Raw genomic sequence first — 16,218 nt, forward strand, 5'->3', positions numbered from 1 at the left:
TTTATTTGCTTAAGATAACTAAATATGTTGTATACATCTACAAGAAACCTGTTATTAAAAGACAAAGTAATAATAGATAATTAATACTTTAATTACATTATATAACAGAAATAGCTTCAAATCAACAAAATATTTTAGTAATAAATATTGATTTAATACTTATTTTCATTAAAAAACACAATAAAAATTAACTCATTATTAATTTGTATGTGAAAAAAATTTACGGTTGAAAAAACTATTTTTAAAAATACACTCTTTAAAAGCTTATTTAACAAGTTTCATAAAAATATAATTATTAATAAGATATATTAAAATAATAATTTCACGAATATATAAAAATACAAATATAAATTTATAAATAATTGCAAGATGATCAAAAAAAAATTACATTTTCATTGATTTTCATTCCTATTTAGATTTATATCGATAATTTTCTGTCTCATTACACTCAATTAATAAAGCTATTAACTAGCTCCTAGTTATGAGAATATTTCACAACCTTAAACTAATTAATAGCTTTATTTTAATTTTTTAATTTCAATTTTATTTTTCTAATCGTAAAAATCAGTAAATTCATGATAATGCTCGAAAAGACTATCGGCATATATACATTTAACACAGATGCTCCCACTTCTTGACCTTCTATTAATTTATAATATATTCCTATGAACAATACTATTAATGCAAGTGCATTTATTAATAGTGGTGAAAGCCATAATTTTTTGAACGCTATATTCAAAATATGTGTAATAAACCACGATCCTAATATATACCATTTACTATAGGTATACCAATATGCCAATAAAACTATTATACTCATTATCTCAACTCACTTAAAAATCTTGTTGCAATTTCTTGCGGTCTAGTTATTGCTCCACCAACAACTATACAATGCGCACCTGCTTCAAAAGCTTGTTTCGCTTGTTGCGGTGTGTGTATTTTCCCTTCTGCGATAACAGGAATTTTAACATTTTCTACGATTGCTTTAACTAAGCTAGGATTAAATTCTTTTGAATCCTCAGTATATGGAGTATATCCATTCATTGTTGTTCCAACAAAATCAACTCCTGCTTTTTCTGCTTCTACCGCTTCTTCCAGAGTAGAAATATCTGCCATCAGTAAGATATTCGGATATTTTTCTTTAATTTCTTTTACGAATTCGCTAGGAGTTTTACCATCTCCACGTTCTCTATTCGTACAATCCAAAGCGATTATATCAGAATTAACTTTAACTAATTCATCTACTTCATCCATTGTAGCAGTTATGTATGAAGCATATCCATCATATGATTTTTTTATTATACCAATCACAGGTAAATCAGTTTGCTCTTTAATTTGTTTAATATCTAAAACACCTTGAGCCCTAATAGCTTTTACCCCTGCGTTTTTAACGGCTTGTGCCATTAAACACATTACTCCACCTTCCTCTTTGTATAAGGCTTCTCCTGGTAATGCTTGGCAAGAAACTATCATTTCACCTTTTAGATACTCTAATAACTGTTGTTTATCCATAAGCTTATCCTTTCACGGCTCCTAAAGTAACACCTTGAGTAAAGTAATTTTGGAAACAAATGAACACGATAATCATTGGTAGTGACGCTAATGATGCCCCTGCCATTAGTAGTCCATAGTCATTAGAGAACTCTTGTCCTTGTGCCAATGCAGCTAACCCTAAAGGTAATGTAGACATATCTGGTGTATTAGAGAAGATTAATTGTGAGAAGTAGTCGTTCCAGCTAGCGATGAATGTAAAGATCGCTAATGCCCCGATACCAGGTTTAATGATTGGTAACGCGATATTCATGAATGTTCTAATTTCACCACAACCATCAATTCTTGCTGACTCAAGTAATTCACCTGGGATTGCTTGAGAGAATTGTCTCATTAAGAATACCCCAAATGGCCAACCTACTGCAGGTAGAATTAATGCATAGTATGTATTCATTAAGTTAAATTCAGTGATTAAGTTTAATAATGGTATTAAAATTACTTGTTTTGGTAATGCCATTGCTGCTACAAATACCATGAAAATCACTTTAACACCTGGGAAGTTTTTCTTAGCTAATGCATATCCTGCTAATGCTGATGTTGCACAAACTAAGAACGTTGTCATTACTGAGATAAATACTGAGTTAAAGAACCATCTTAAAGTATTAGATGTAAATAACTTCTCATAGTTTTCCAAAGTTGGAGTTGATGGCCACCATTCTGGTGGAATTGTTATTGCTACGTCTTGTAATTTAAATGATCCTGATGCAATCCAATAAAATGGGAAAATAAAGAATATAGTTAACCCAAGTAATATTATCATTGATACTATTTTAAAAATACTTATATTTTTCATTCTAAATCCTCCTAATCATTATCGCTAGATAGGAACTTGAATTGTAAGATTGAAATTATTCCAATAATTACAGCAAGGATAATACCCATCGCACTAGCTACACCATGATTTCCGTTTTTAATTGCTGCTTCATAAACTAGATACATAATTGTACTTGTTCCATAGTTTGGTCCCCCAGCAGTTAATAACTGGATTAGAGCGAAAATTTGGAACGAGTTGATTGTTGTTACAACAACAATATATAATGTTGTTGGTTTAATCAGCGGCCAAGTAATTTTAGTAAATACTTGCCATTTTGTTGCTCCATCAATTTCTGAAGCTTCTAATAATTCTTTAGGAACGTTACCTAAAGCAGCAACATAAAGAATTATCGGTTGACCTAATGAAGTAGTAATCAGAATCGTAATAATTGCATACAATGCCGTTTTCGGATTACCTAACCAGTCAACATTTTCACTAATTAAGTGCATTGACTTAAATACATAGTTTAAAATTCCGTATTCTGGGTGGTAGATCCAAGCCCAAACTACTGTAACAGATACTACAGAAGAAATTGCTGGAATGTAGAATACTCCACGGAAGAATGATCTTACAACCGCACTCTTATTATAGATTGTTACTGCAACAAATATTGATACTAATACAACTATAGGTACTGCAACAACAGTTACGATAACTGTATTAATAAGCGATTTCATAAATGGTTCGTGGATTGTTGCTCCATTTCCACTGAACATTAAGTCAGAATAGTGTTTTAATCCAACAAATACTGGATTTTTCTTAGCAAAACTATATAATGATAACTGAAGTCCACGTAACATTGGGACCAAAACGAATGTAATGAAAAATATACTTACTGGCAAAATAAACAAATATGCACTAAAGTCTATTTTTTTTCTTTTCTTAGTAGTTTTCATAGCTCCTCCTAAAAAGTTTATATTTTATCTTAAAAAGGGATAGAAGCAACTCTATCCCCTTCATACGTCAAATTACAATGCTTCTTTTATTGTTTTATTTGCATCTTCAACAAATTTGTCTAATCCTTCTTTAGGTGAAGTTTTTCCGTTTAACACACCTTGAACCATGTTGAACCATAGTGGTCTCATTTTAGCAAATCCTGGGATTGTGTTGTAGTATGGTCCGAATTGATCTGTTAGTCCTTCTGCAAATTTAAGTTCTTCTGATTCATATAATCCTTTTTCATCTTTTTTAGCTGAGAAGTTACCAGATGCTAATAGAGTACGTTTACCCCAATCTTTATCATTAACCATGAAGTCAACAAATTTCTTAGCTGCTGCTGCTTTATCTTTGTCTCCGTTATCGAAGATAGCTGGTCCTGCTACTAGATATTCATATTTAGCTTTTCCACTATTATTAGGGAATGGTAAGAATTTGTAGTTAAATCCACTAGCATGTGAAGCTGCTGTACCTGGAGAGAATAAGATTGTAGTTGCTGCACGTCCTGATTTAAATGCTTCAAGAGCATCTTTAGCTTCTAAAGCAACTCCTTGTCCTAATAAACCTTCATCGTAAGCTTTTTTAACCCACTCTAATCCTTTAACACCGTTAGCGTCATTGATTGTATATTTACTGTTTGCATCATCTGTGATCCAAGAGTTGTATAAGTTTGAAACAAATGCTCTTGGTCCTTGGTCTCCTGCTTGTGATTTAGTGTAGAATAAAGCTGGAGTTATACTTGAATCTTTTTGTTTAACTGCTTTTAAGAATTTTTCATATTCTTCAACATTCCAACTTCTATCTTTTTTGTTTAATGGTAGAAGGTCAGTTACACCTAGTTTATCAGTTAAATCTTTGTTAACACCCATTAAGAATGGTGCTACCCCTTGTGGATATAGGTATAATTTGTCTTTGTAACTAGATGCTTTTACTGCTGCATCATTTAATTTCGATTTATCAACTTCATCTAGTGGCACTAATAAATCTTTAGCAGCCCAAGCAATTACACGTCCTGGTGCATCGTAGATTACGTCTGGAGCAGTTTTAGATTGAATAGCTGTTTCAACTTTTGCTGGTCCATCAGTGAATTCAATTTTTTGATAATTTACTTTAATGTTTGGATTTTTCGCTTCGAAAGCTTTGATTAACGCTGCATCAAAATCCTCAGTTTTTTTGAATTCTTTATCTTTTGTAAATTGTGGGAAATCCCAATAAGTAATTTCTACTTTCTTGTTAGGATCAGCTTGTTTTTCTTCTTTTTTGCCACCCACACATCCTGTTAAAATAAGTGCTGTAGTAGTTGCTACAGTAAGCAGTTTATTTATTTTTCTCATAATATGAGCCTCCTTATTTTTGTATTTTTTAAAATTTTGACGTCTTATTTAATTTATTCTAAGATACTAAGTTCTGTATCTACATCGAAGAAATGAGCTCTGTTCATATCTAATGCGAATGTTAATTCGTCACCCATTTTAATGTTTTGTCTTGAGTGCACAATCGCTTTGATACTTTCACCATTTAAATCAGTGTGAACGATATACTCAGAACCTAATAACTCTGCTACGATTACTTTAGAAGTAATTTTTGCATGAGAATAAGTTTCTAATACTAGTGGATCATTAGAGATATTCTCAGGTCTTATTCCTAAAACAACTTCTTTTCCTTCATAACCTAGTTCTTTAAGTTTTTCATAGTATCCAAAAGGAATTTCAATTTTTCCTCCTCCTTTTGTAACGAAGTTACCTTCAACAACTTTACCTCTCATGAAGTTCATTGTTGGTGCTCCGATAAATCCTGCTACAAATAGATTTTGAGGGTGATCGTAAATTTCTTTAGGACTTCCTACTTGTTGAACTACACCTTTTTTCATTACAACTATTCTATCAGCCATTGTCATAGCTTCAGTTTGGTCATGCGTTACATAAATTGTAGTTGCACCTAAAGTATTATGAATTTTAATGATTTCTGCTCTCATATTACTTCTTAGTTTTGCATCTAAGTTTGATAGTGGCTCATCCATAAGGAAAACTTTTGGACTTCTTACAATAGCACGTCCTAATGCTACCCTTTGTCTTTGACCTCCAGAAAGTGCTTTAGGTTTTCTATCTAGAAGCTCTTCTAATCCTAAGATTTTTGCAGCCTCTTCTACTTTTGCTTTAATTTCCTCTTTTGGTACTTTTCTTAATTTCAAAGCAAATGCCATATTATCGAATACTGTCATATGAGGATATAAAGCATAACTTTGGAATACCATTGCGATATCTCTATCTTTAGGCTCAACATCGTTAACTAATCTGTCACCAATGTAGAATTCTCCTTCTGTTATGTCTTCTAAACCTGCAATCATTCTTAAAGTAGTAGATTTACCACAACCAGATGGTCCTACGAATACTACGAATTCCTTATCCGCTACTTCTAAATTAAAATCTGTTACTGCACAGAAGCCATTATCATATTTTTTGTATATTTTTTTTAATGATAAACTTGCCATATTAACCTCCTACAAATTTATATATTTATCTTGTCACCAAAATAGTAACATATATGAAACCGTTTGTAAAGGGTTAATTTTAAACTATTTAATGTTGTAACTTTAATAGTTTACTATTATTTTTTTATTTTAATTAAACATTAAACAAACTATATCATCATGAATAATATATAAAAAACGAGAAATCAAACATTTATTACCATTTTTCGAACATAAACAAAAGAACTATTTTAATTAAATTCATAATGTATATACATGAAAAATTTAATGTATTAACATATATTTATTGTGTTAAATTTATACGGACTATAGATATTTACAAGTTTCACGAATAAAATTAGCTTTTTCTATAATGTAAGAGTTTACAATGCACTATTTTTAAAACTTATATTATCTTATGAGTATTCTATTATATAATATATTTTTATATTTTTGATTATATTGACAAATATTTTTTTAAAAATATAGTTTTATGATTATAATTTTTTAATTTTAAAAAAAAGGCAAAAGTCTGCGACTTTTACCTTTTTTTATTGATTATATATATCAATTAACGTTTGATGTTGTAGAAAGCACGAACACCTGGGTATTCTGCTGTAGCATCTAATTCATCTTCAATACGTAATAATTGGTTGTATTTAGCAATACGGTCTGTACGGCTTAGAGAACCTGTTTTAATTTGTCCTGCATTAGTTGCAACTGCGATATCTGAAATTGTAGAATCTTCAGTTTCTCCTGAACGGTGAGAAATTACCGCTGTGTAACGAGCGCGTTTAGCCATTTCAATAGCATTTAGAGTTTCAGTTAAAGTACCGATTTGGTTAACTTTAATTAAGATTGAGTTACCAACACCTTGTTCGATACCTTGAGATAATTTTTTAGTATTTGTAACGAATAAATCATCTCCTACTAATTGTACGCGATCACCGATACGGTCTGTAAGTAATTTCCATCCTTCCCAGTCGTTTTCATCCATACCATCTTCGATAGTGATGATTGGGTATTTGTTTACTAATTCTTCTAAGTAATCAACTTGCTCTGCTGAAGTACGAACTGCTCCACCTTCACCTTCAAATTTAGCGTAGTTGTACACTCCGTTTTCGTAGAATTCAGATGATGCACAGTCAAATCCTAAGAATACATCTTTACCTGGTTCTAATCCAGCAGCTTTAATTGCAGCTAAGATAGTTTCAACTGCATCTTCAGTTCCTTCGAATGTTGGAGCAAATCCACCTTCATCACCAACTGCAGTTGATAATCCACGATTGTGTAATAATTTAGCTAAGTTGTGGAATACTTCAGCTCCCCAACGTAAAGCTTCTTTGAATGTAGGTGCTCCTACCGGTAAGATCATAAACTCTTGGAATGCGATTGGAGCATCTGAGTGAGATCCACCGTTTACAATGTTCATCATTGGAGTTGGTAATTCTTTAGAGTTAGTTCCTCCTAAGTATCTGTATAGAGGTACTCCTAATGCATCAGCTGCTGCGTGTGCCACTGCTAAAGATACACCTAAGATTGCGTTAGCTCCAAGACGTCCTTTGTTTTCTGTACCATCTAATTCGATCATTGCGTAGTCAATTCCTACTTGATCAAATACATCGAATTTACCTTCTAATAATGGTGCAATTTCTTCATTAACGTTAGTTACAGCTTTAGTTACACCTTTACCTAAGTAACGACCTTTGTCTCCATCACGTAATTCAACTGCTTCGTATTGTCCAGTTGATGCTCCTGATGGTACTAATGCACGTCCAAACGCTCCTGATTCAGTTGTTACTTCAACTTCTACAGTTGGGTTACCACGTGAATCTAAAACTTCTCTTGCATATACTTCTGCGATAATATCAAATGTTTTTGCTAACATTAACTTTCTCCTTATTATTTGATTTATAATTTTATTATACTACAATTTTTTATTTTTTGCTAAAATTAAGCTAATTTTCCACCTTCAAGAAGTGCTAAGAATGATTCTGCTTCTAGAGATGCTCCACCTACTAATGCTCCATCTACGTCTGGACAAGATAGATATTCTTTTACGTTTTCAGGTTTAACTGATCCACCGTATTGAATACGAACTTTTTCAGATACTTCTTTTCCGTAAAGTCCTTCAACTACATCACGAACTGCTTTACACATTTTTTGAGCATCTTCTTTAGTAGCAGATTTACCAGTTCCAATAGCCCAAATAGGCTCATAAGCGATAACTGATGATGCTACTTGTTCTGCTGTTAAATCAGCTAAAGCTCCTTTTACTTGAGCTCCAACAAATTCTGCAGCCTTACCTGCTTCATATGTTTCAAGAGTTTCTCCACAACAGATGATTGGAAGTAATCCGTTAGCAAAGATTGCTTTTGCTTTTTTGTTGATATCTTCATCTGTTTCGTGGAAATATTCACGGCGCTCTGAGTGACCGATTACTACATAATTTACACCCATTTCAGATAACACTTTAGGTGAAGTTTCACCTGTGTATGCTCCTGAATTTTCAAAATAGCAATTTTGAGCTGCAACTTTTAATCCAGTTCCTTCAGCTGCGCTAAGTAATACACTTAAATCAACAGCTGGAGCTGCAATACCTGCTTCAACTTTATCTGATGATGGTAATTTCCCAGCAAGAGCTTCAACGAATGCTTTAGCTTCTTGTGGATTTTTATTCATTTTCCAGTTTCCTGCGATAAATGGTAATCTTGACATAATGTTACTCTCCTTGAGTTTTAAAATTATTTATTTGATAATGAATCAATTCCAGGTAATACTTTTCCTTCTAGGTATTCTAAAGAAGCTCCTCCACCTGTAGAAATGTGTGAGAATTTTTCTGCATATCCTAAAGAAATTGCTGCTGTTGCACTATCACCACCACCAATTATAGTAGTAGCTCCTTCTAAGTTTGCGATAGCTTCACATACACCAATAGTACCTTTCGCAAAGTTAGGCAATTCAAATACCCCCATAGGTCCGTTCCAAATTACTGTTCTTGCTCCTTCAAGAGTGTTCTTAAATAACTCAATAGTTTTTGGTCCGATATCTAATCCTTCCTCGTCAGGTTGAATATCACCTTGTGCTACTCGACTTGGTGCATCATTCGAAAATTCTTTAGCAACAACATTATCGATTGGTAATACTAGTTTATCTCCAGCTTTTTCCATTAATTCACGAGCGTAATCAATTTTATCATTTTCACAAAGTGAAATTCCAATTTCTTTACCTTGTGCTTTCATGAAAGTATAAGCCATACCTCCACCGATAATTACTTTGTCAGCTTTATCTAATAAGTTTTCGATAACTGCAATTTTATCAGAAACTTTTGCTCCACCTAAGATTGCAACAAGTGGTCTTTCTGGATTATCAACTGCTCCACCAATAAATTTGATTTCTTTATCAACTAGGAATCCTGATGCAGAATTTCCTTCTCCAATATTAGATGCAATACCTACGTTTGAAGCATGTGCACGGTGAGCTGTACCAAATGCATCATTTACAAACACATCACCTAGAGAAGCCCAATATTTTGCAAGTTCTGGATCATTTTTAGATTCTTTTTTACCATCTACATCTTCGAAACGAGTGTTTTCAAACATTAAGATTTCGCCTTCGTTTAATTCTTTAACCGCTGCTTCTAATTCAGCACCACGAGTTTGAGGTACAAATTTAACTTCTTTACCTAATAATTCTGATAATCTTACCGCTACAGGTGCTAAGCTTTTTGATGCTTTGTCAGCTTCTTCTTTAACACGTCCTAAGTGTGAAAATGCTACAACTTTAGCTCCTTGATTTAGCGCATACTCAATAGTTGGTAATGCCGCAGTAATACGGTTATCATTTGTAATTTCACCATCTTTTAATGGCACGTTGAAGTCAACACGCATTAAGACAGTTTTCCCTTGTAAGTTACCTAAGTCTTTGATAGATTTCTTCATGGAAAGCTCCTTTTAATTTATTTGGAATATATGAGACAAGATATAAGTCACATTCGACTTATATCTTATCTATTCTTCTATAATATATATTTTAGATTATTTAATTAATCCTGCGAAGTATTTTAATGTTCTTACTAATTGAGAAGTGTAAGACATTTCGTTGTCATACCAAGATACAACTTTAACTAATTGTTTATCTCCAACTGTTAATACTTTTGTTTGAGTTGCATCAAATAATGATCCGTAAGAAATTCCGATAATATCAGAAGATACGATTGGATCTACATTGTAACCGAATGATTCGTTAGCAGCAGCTTCCATTGCAGCGTTAACTTCTTCAGCTGTAACAGTTTTTTCAACTACAGCTACTAATTCTGTTAATGAACCAGTTGGTACTGGTACACGTTGTGCAGCTCCATCTAATTTTCCGTTTAATTCTGGGATTACTAATCCGATAGCTTTAGCAGCACCAGTTGTGTTTGGTACAATGTTTTCAGCTGCAGCACGAGCACGACGTAAGTCTCCACCACGATGAGGAGCGTCAAGTGTGTTTTGGTCTCCAGTGTATCCGTGGATTGTAGTCATTAATCCTTCAACTACTGTGAAGTTATCGTGTAAAGCTTTAGCCATTGGAGCTAAACAGTTAGTTGTACAAGATGCACCTGAGATAACTGTTTCTGTTCCATCTAAAGTTTCGTGGTTTACGTTATAAACGATAGTTTTAACGTCGTTTCCACCTGGAGCTGAGATAACAACTTTTTTAGCTCCTGCTTGGATGTGAGCTTCTGCTTTTTCTTTAGAAGTGAAGAATCCAGTACATTCTAATACTACATCTACTCCTAATTCTCCCCATGGTAATTCAGTTGGATTAGCATTAGCAAACGCTTTGATTTCTTTACCATTTACTACTAAGCTTCCTTCTGAAGCAGATACTTCTCCGTCAAAACGACCTTGAGTTGTATCATATTTTAATAAGTGAACTAGTTGATTAACTGGTGTTAAGTCGTTAATCGCTACTACTTCAATTCCTTCTACGTTTTGGATTCTTCTTAATGCAAGACGTCCGATACGTCCAAATCCGTTAATTGCTACTTTTACTGACATTTTTTAGTCCTCCTAAAAATTATTATTAACTTTTTTTATTATTTTTTTGCAAATTGCCTCGTCAATAATTAGTGTTGCATTAGCTGGTTTTGTATTTAGATAACTAAATACTGCATCAGCTTTTTCCTCACCACCAACTATTGTAAAGACATTATCAATGCCATCAACATCTTTAAAACTCATACCTATAGTAGAGGTTTTAAATATTTCACTGCCGCTTTCATCAAAATAACTTCCAAATGATTCACTGACAGCTTTTTTTTCTTCTAATACTTTTAAAATCTCTTTTGAAGATTTTCTTCTTTGTGCCATTTCAAAAGCATTTCCAATACTATGGATAATTATAGATGTTTTCCCTATAACATCAAGCGCATTTTTTACAACTGGTTCTTTTATAAGTTCTTCTAATGCCTTTTGTCCTATATTATCTGGCGCATGTAATAATTGATAATTATGACCAGAGTTATTAGCCATCTTTGATGCAATATCATTAGCTTGATATTCCGTATTAACGACAGATAGACCACCTCTTATCGGTGTTATAGTAACATCCTTTCCATAACCAAATGTTTCATTAGCTTTACCGGCTATGTAATACATTGTACTACCTCCGCTGACTCCAATTACGCATTCCTTAGTTATTTTAGCATTAACCTTATCCAAGAGTAGGCTTGTCATTTCTTCTCTAGTAGCTTCATTATTAACGAAATCGCCAGCTACAATATGAACTTGCTTTATTGAAAAATTATTTTTTATAAAACTTCTTTCTTTTGCGAAAGAATCATTTATAACTGACTCTTTTATTTCTAAAAGAAGAGTCTCTCCTTTTTCAGTAATACTCATTCCTGTAGAGTTTTTTGTAATTAATCCTAACTTGGATAGAACTTCACATTCTGTTCGTAATTGCCTTTCAGTCATATTGATAAAGTTTAATAATGATTTTCTTCCTACTGGCTGATTAATTTTAATTGTTACCAGAAGTTCATATCTATTACTAAATTTCATAAACATTTCAGGTACGAGTCTACTTTGCATATGTAACAAATGTAAAATATCCATCTTAAGTTTCCCCTATATATATTAAAAATATATTAAAAGTTTATCGTTGGACTTTTTACGTCCAGTTAGGTCAATTTACGACCATCGGGTGTTAAAAAAATAAACTTTCTGATTAAAATTATAACAAAGGACTGAAGAAAAATCAAGTCTTTTTAGTTTTGTTTAATCAAAAAGTTCAATTATTATTTCAATATAGTTATTAATTCAATTAATATAATAAAGTAAAACACGAAAATCATCTCGTATTCTTTATAATCTATAGGTAAATTTGAAATAAACTGACTAGGATAATTTACCTCGATATCTTTCTTTAGGTTAACTACGTCTAAATTATCAAAATTGTATCTAGCTAGTAAATTATTTAGTTCATCTTCACCATAATAAAATATTTTTTTCACTTTTGAAAAGAATAATCCATCTGATATTGTTATATTTTCGATTACTGATAACACTGATAGTAAATCTCGTTTTTCATTTATTGAATTTTCCGAAATAATAGTATATAACTTTTTCAATAAAAGCTTCGGTATTTTGTATTTAAGTTCTAATGATTCAAAATCTATTTCTTCAACAGTTTTCTGAATCTTTTTAACTTTTGTTATTTTCTCTTTTGAAGATTTACCTTCATTTTTATCAATAAAAACAACCACCTTAGAATCAATCTTTATTATTCTATTTTCATCAAACTCAAGTTTTCCATTTAAATTTTCTAATGTTTTTTCCTGATCTAACTTTTGATAAGGTCGTTTAAATTTATTACCCTCAATAAGATAAAATCCTTTATACGACTTGTGATATTTAAATTCCAACTTTACACCTCTTTTCTAATATAAATCATTTAATATACTACCATAATTATAAAAAATATTCAACTTTATATACACTTCAATAGGATTAAACACTATTTTAAAACAATTCTCTTAATCTCTCGCGAGGTATAGCTGCCTCTAATAAAATCATTAATTTTATTCTAGCTTTTTGTCCACTCAAACCTGTTGTAAATATAACCCCATCTTGTTGAAATCTTTTTCCGCCACCTTCATAATCATAAACATCTTGAGTAACTCCATTAAATGCACGTGATACAAAAACTACAGGTATATCATTTTTTATACATTCTCTAATAGCTGATACTGTTTTAGGTGGTAAATTCCCAGCTCCTAAAGCTTCAATAACCAATCCATCTGCTCCTAAATTAAGCACTGCATTTATAAGTTCATCTCCCATACCTGCATATGCTTTTAACAAATAAACCTTTTTCCCTATAGTATTAACGCTGTAATGTTCTTCTCTTACTAATTTTTGAAAATAAATAACTTCATTTTTAGAGACTAATCCAATAGGTCCAAATGTCGGTGTTTGAAATGTTGCTACATTAGTCGTGTGAGTTTTCGTTACATAAGTAGCTGTATGAACTTCATCATTCATAACTACTAACACTCCTTTATCGCGACTATCATCACTAGTTGCAACAACTAAAGAACTCCTCAAATTAGCTAATCCATCAGCTCCTATTTCATTACTTGAGCGCATAGCACCTGTTACTACAACAGGTATATCTACATTTAATGTTAATTCTAAATAATAAGCCGTTTCTTCAAGTGTATCCGTACCATGTGTTATTACAATTCCGTTATATCCTTCTTTTACAGCTTCTTCAATTCTATTTTTTATTCCCAACATTTCTCTTTCTGTAATTTGAGGTGAAGCAAGGTGATAAAGATCCTCCATATACAAATCCCCTATATATGAAAATAAATTTCCACCTATTCCTATTGGATTACTATCAGTCGGAGAAACTTTTCCAGTCGTTTGATCTTCACTCATAGAGATAGTTCCACCAGTATTCAATATCAATATTTTTTTCAATTCAAACAACTCCTCTCTATTTTCTTAAATTATCATAACCATTAACTACCAACTCTACCTTCCCATTACTCGGATCTATCACTAATCCATGAACAGGTACATCTTTTGGAATCAACGGATGTCTAGTTATCATATTTACATCGTGTCCGACACTTTCCTCTACATCGTCAAATCCATGTAACCATGTATTTAAATCAAGGCCAGAATACTGTAAAATATCTAAAGTTTCTTGCTCTATACCCCTGTCTTTCATTTTTTCCATAATTAAACTAGTATCAATATTTTGCATTCCACAATCATGATGCCCCATAACTATAATTTCATCAGCTTTCAGCATATATACTGCAATTATCAAACTCCTCATAATCGATCCAAATGGATGCGTCAAAATTGCCCCTGCATTTTTTACTACTTTAACGTCCCCCGAAGATAGATTCAAAGACTTTGTTGCAAGTTCAACCAATCTTGTATCCATACAAGTAAACATTACTACCTTTTTAGCAGGATACTTATCTTCTGTTTTATATTTTTCATACTCTTCAAATTTTACAAAATACTCATTGTATTCTAACATTGAATCTAACAGTCTCATTTTAACTCCTCATGAAAATCATTATTTATAATTTTACTTACATTTTCATTATACTATACTTAACGCTTAACGTAAACTTTCCTAACTAATTAACTGGTTAAAAATACTTATATTCAAAAAAGATGTATCGCATGACTTTAAGTCATACAATACATCTTAATAATTATTTAACCCAATTTACTAGCTCATCTGCCTCTTTTGGACCTTTTGAACCTTGTTCATATGTGTATAACGGAGAACCTTGCTCTTCATATCTAGCTATTAACTTATTAATAAATGTCCAAGATTCTACTATTTGATTCCATTGTGAGAATAATGCTCTATCTTCTCTAAAGCAAGCATCAAGTAATCTTTCATAGGCTTCTGGTGTATTTATTATATTTTCTAATATACAACTTTGACAGAAGTCTAATGAAATTGGTTGTAACTCTTGTTCTGTACCTGGCTTTTTAGCATTAAATTGGAAATACACACCTTCTTCAGGTTGAATTTTTATTATTAATACATTACCAGGAGAATTTCCAACAGATTTGAACTGAACAACTACTTGAGTTTCACGTTTTTCTAATTTTTTACCAGTTCTTATAAAGAATGGCACACCTTCCCATCGCTCATTATCTACAAATAATTTAAGAGCAACGTATGTTTCTGTTTTAGAATCTGCAGGAATATTCTCCTCTTGAAGATATCCTTCATATTGTGCCATCACTAAACTATCATGAACATTCTCAATCGGTTTAAGTGCAGAAAGAAGGTTATATTGACTCTCGTGAATACCGCGGCTTCCTTCTTCTTTCGGTTCTTCCATAGCTACTAATGACAGAACTTGTAATAAATGGTTTTGAACCATATCTTTTAAAGCACCACTCTTATCATAGTAACTAGCTCTAGTTCCAACACCAACTGTTTCCGCAGCGGTTATTTGAACATTTTCTACAAAATCTTTATTCCAGATACCTTTAAAAATAATATTTTCAAAACGTAATGATAGAATATTTTGAATCATTTCTTTACCTAAATAATGATCAATATGATAAATTTCATCTTGGTTAAAGAATTTTGCAAGTTCATCATTTAATATTCCAGCTTTTTCTAAATCTTCTCCAAATGGTTTTTCAATTATAACTTTTGCATTATTATCTGCACAATATTTTTTCAATCCATTTGTTATTGTTATGAAAAATGATGGTGCTACCGCAAAATAATATACATGATTTTCTATACCTTGCTCAGCATAAAATGTCTGTAACATTTCATAATCATCTTCATTTGTCATATCCATTTTGAAATAAATAATTCTTTTAGCATATTCATCAAATTGTTCATCGTCGAACTTAGTGCGTGCATATTCTTTTACCCATGTACGAGCTATATCTATGTAATCTGACTGCGTGTATGCTCTACGACCTATCACGACAACCTTAAAATCTTCAGCTAATTTTCCTAATACATTTAAGTTATATAATGCAGGTAACAGTTTTCTATATGTAAGATCTCCTGTTCCTCCAAAAAGTGTTATTGCTGTTTTATTTTCCATTGTTACCAACCCAGTCATAGTGATAATTTCCTTCTTTATCAGTTCTTTCAAAAGTGTGTGCTCCAAAATAGTCACGTTGTGCTTGAATTAAATTAGCTCCACTATTAGCAGTTGTATAAATATCTAAGTATGACACTGCTGAAGTCATAGCACTAAGTGGTAATCTGTTAGTAATTGCTAAGGCAGCAACTTCACGTAAGCTATCTTGTCTTGTTTCGATTACTTCCTTGAAGAATGGATCAAAGATTAAGTTTTCTAATTTTGGATTATTTTGGTATGCTTCTATAATGTTTTGTAAGATTTTCGCTTGAATAATACATCCACCACGGAAAATTTTAGCAATTT

General features: G+C 32.0%; 15 protein-coding genes and 1 pseudogene. All 16 read right to left on the reverse strand.

What is annotated here, in order from left to right; all coding sequences use genetic code 11:
- Window positions 1-523 precede the first annotated feature (523 nt).
- On the reverse strand, window positions 524-820 hold the full coding sequence (locus RWL85_RS03800; protein ID WP_314085163.1) for a hypothetical protein: 297 nt from the start codon (window positions 818-820) through the stop codon (window positions 524-526).
- A complete protein-coding gene (locus RWL85_RS03805; RefSeq protein WP_314085165.1) occupies window positions 820-1,512 on the reverse strand; it encodes an N-acetylmannosamine-6-phosphate 2-epimerase in 693 nt (230 codons plus the stop codon). Before RWL85_RS03805 ends, RWL85_RS03800 begins: the two co-directional genes overlap by 1 nt.
- A 4-nt stretch (window positions 1,513-1,516) precedes the next feature.
- The gene (locus RWL85_RS03810; RefSeq protein WP_048803388.1) at window positions 1,517-2,344 is read right to left on the reverse strand and encodes a carbohydrate ABC transporter permease; all 828 of its coding nucleotides are present in this window, start codon (window positions 2,342-2,344) and stop codon (window positions 1,517-1,519) included.
- 11 nt (window positions 2,345-2,355) lie between these two features.
- On the reverse strand, window positions 2,356-3,261 hold the full coding sequence (locus RWL85_RS03815) for a sugar ABC transporter permease (RefSeq protein ID WP_314085167.1): 906 nt from the start codon (window positions 3,259-3,261) through the stop codon (window positions 2,356-2,358).
- Window positions 3,262-3,333: 72 nt separating this feature from the next.
- Window positions 3,334-4,635 (reverse strand): extracellular solute-binding protein, encoded by a 1,302-nt coding sequence (locus RWL85_RS03820; RefSeq protein ID WP_314085169.1) that lies wholly within the window; start codon window positions 4,633-4,635, stop codon window positions 3,334-3,336.
- Window positions 4,636-4,688: 53 nt separating this feature from the next.
- Window positions 4,689-5,792 (reverse strand): sn-glycerol-3-phosphate ABC transporter ATP-binding protein UgpC, encoded by a 1,104-nt coding sequence (locus RWL85_RS03825; RefSeq protein WP_314085171.1) that lies wholly within the window; start codon window positions 5,790-5,792, stop codon window positions 4,689-4,691.
- A gap of 550 nt (window positions 5,793-6,342) precedes the next feature.
- Window positions 6,343-7,659, reverse strand: a complete 1,317-nt coding sequence (gene eno, locus RWL85_RS03830) for a phosphopyruvate hydratase (protein WP_314085173.1) — start codon at window positions 7,657-7,659, stop codon at window positions 6,343-6,345.
- Window positions 7,660-7,724: 65 nt separating this feature from the next.
- Entirely contained in the window at window positions 7,725-8,489 is a 765-nt protein-coding gene (tpiA, locus tag RWL85_RS03835) for a triose-phosphate isomerase (RefSeq protein WP_314085175.1), read from the reverse strand.
- 26 nt (window positions 8,490-8,515) lie between these two features.
- The gene (locus RWL85_RS03840; RefSeq protein ID WP_314085177.1) at window positions 8,516-9,712 is read right to left on the reverse strand and encodes a phosphoglycerate kinase; all 1,197 of its coding nucleotides are present in this window, start codon (window positions 9,710-9,712) and stop codon (window positions 8,516-8,518) included.
- Window positions 9,713-9,808: 96 nt separating this feature from the next.
- Window positions 9,809-10,816, reverse strand: coding sequence for a type I glyceraldehyde-3-phosphate dehydrogenase (gene gap, locus RWL85_RS03845; protein WP_314085179.1), 1,008 nt, complete (start codon window positions 10,814-10,816; stop codon window positions 9,809-9,811).
- A 12-nt stretch (window positions 10,817-10,828) separates the two neighbouring features.
- Window positions 10,829-11,875, reverse strand: a complete 1,047-nt coding sequence (locus RWL85_RS03850; RefSeq protein WP_314085181.1) for a sugar-binding domain-containing protein — start codon at window positions 11,873-11,875, stop codon at window positions 10,829-10,831.
- A gap of 182 nt (window positions 11,876-12,057) precedes the next feature.
- On the reverse strand, window positions 12,058-12,684 hold the full coding sequence (locus RWL85_RS03855; protein ID WP_314085183.1) for an exonuclease SbcC: 627 nt from the start codon (window positions 12,682-12,684) through the stop codon (window positions 12,058-12,060).
- A 97-nt stretch (window positions 12,685-12,781) separates the two neighbouring features.
- Window positions 12,782-13,744 (reverse strand): asparaginase, encoded by a 963-nt coding sequence (locus RWL85_RS03860; protein WP_314085186.1) that lies wholly within the window; start codon window positions 13,742-13,744, stop codon window positions 12,782-12,784.
- A gap of 16 nt (window positions 13,745-13,760) precedes the next feature.
- Window positions 13,761-14,336, reverse strand: coding sequence for a carbonic anhydrase (locus RWL85_RS03865; protein ID WP_314085188.1), 576 nt, complete (start codon window positions 14,334-14,336; stop codon window positions 13,761-13,763).
- A 163-nt stretch (window positions 14,337-14,499) separates the two neighbouring features.
- A complete protein-coding gene (gene zwf / locus RWL85_RS03870) occupies window positions 14,500-15,924 on the reverse strand; it encodes a glucose-6-phosphate dehydrogenase (RefSeq protein ID WP_314085190.1) in 1,425 nt (474 codons plus the stop codon).
- Window positions 15,863-16,218, reverse strand: a pseudogene (locus RWL85_RS03875) (NADP-dependent phosphogluconate dehydrogenase); the annotation flags it as partial. The gene zwf and the pseudogene RWL85_RS03875, both read right to left, overlap by 62 nt.

The sequence above is a fragment of the uncultured Gemella sp. genome (genome assembly GCF_963515875.1).
Taxonomy (GTDB): domain Bacteria; phylum Bacillota; class Bacilli; order Staphylococcales; family Gemellaceae; genus Gemella.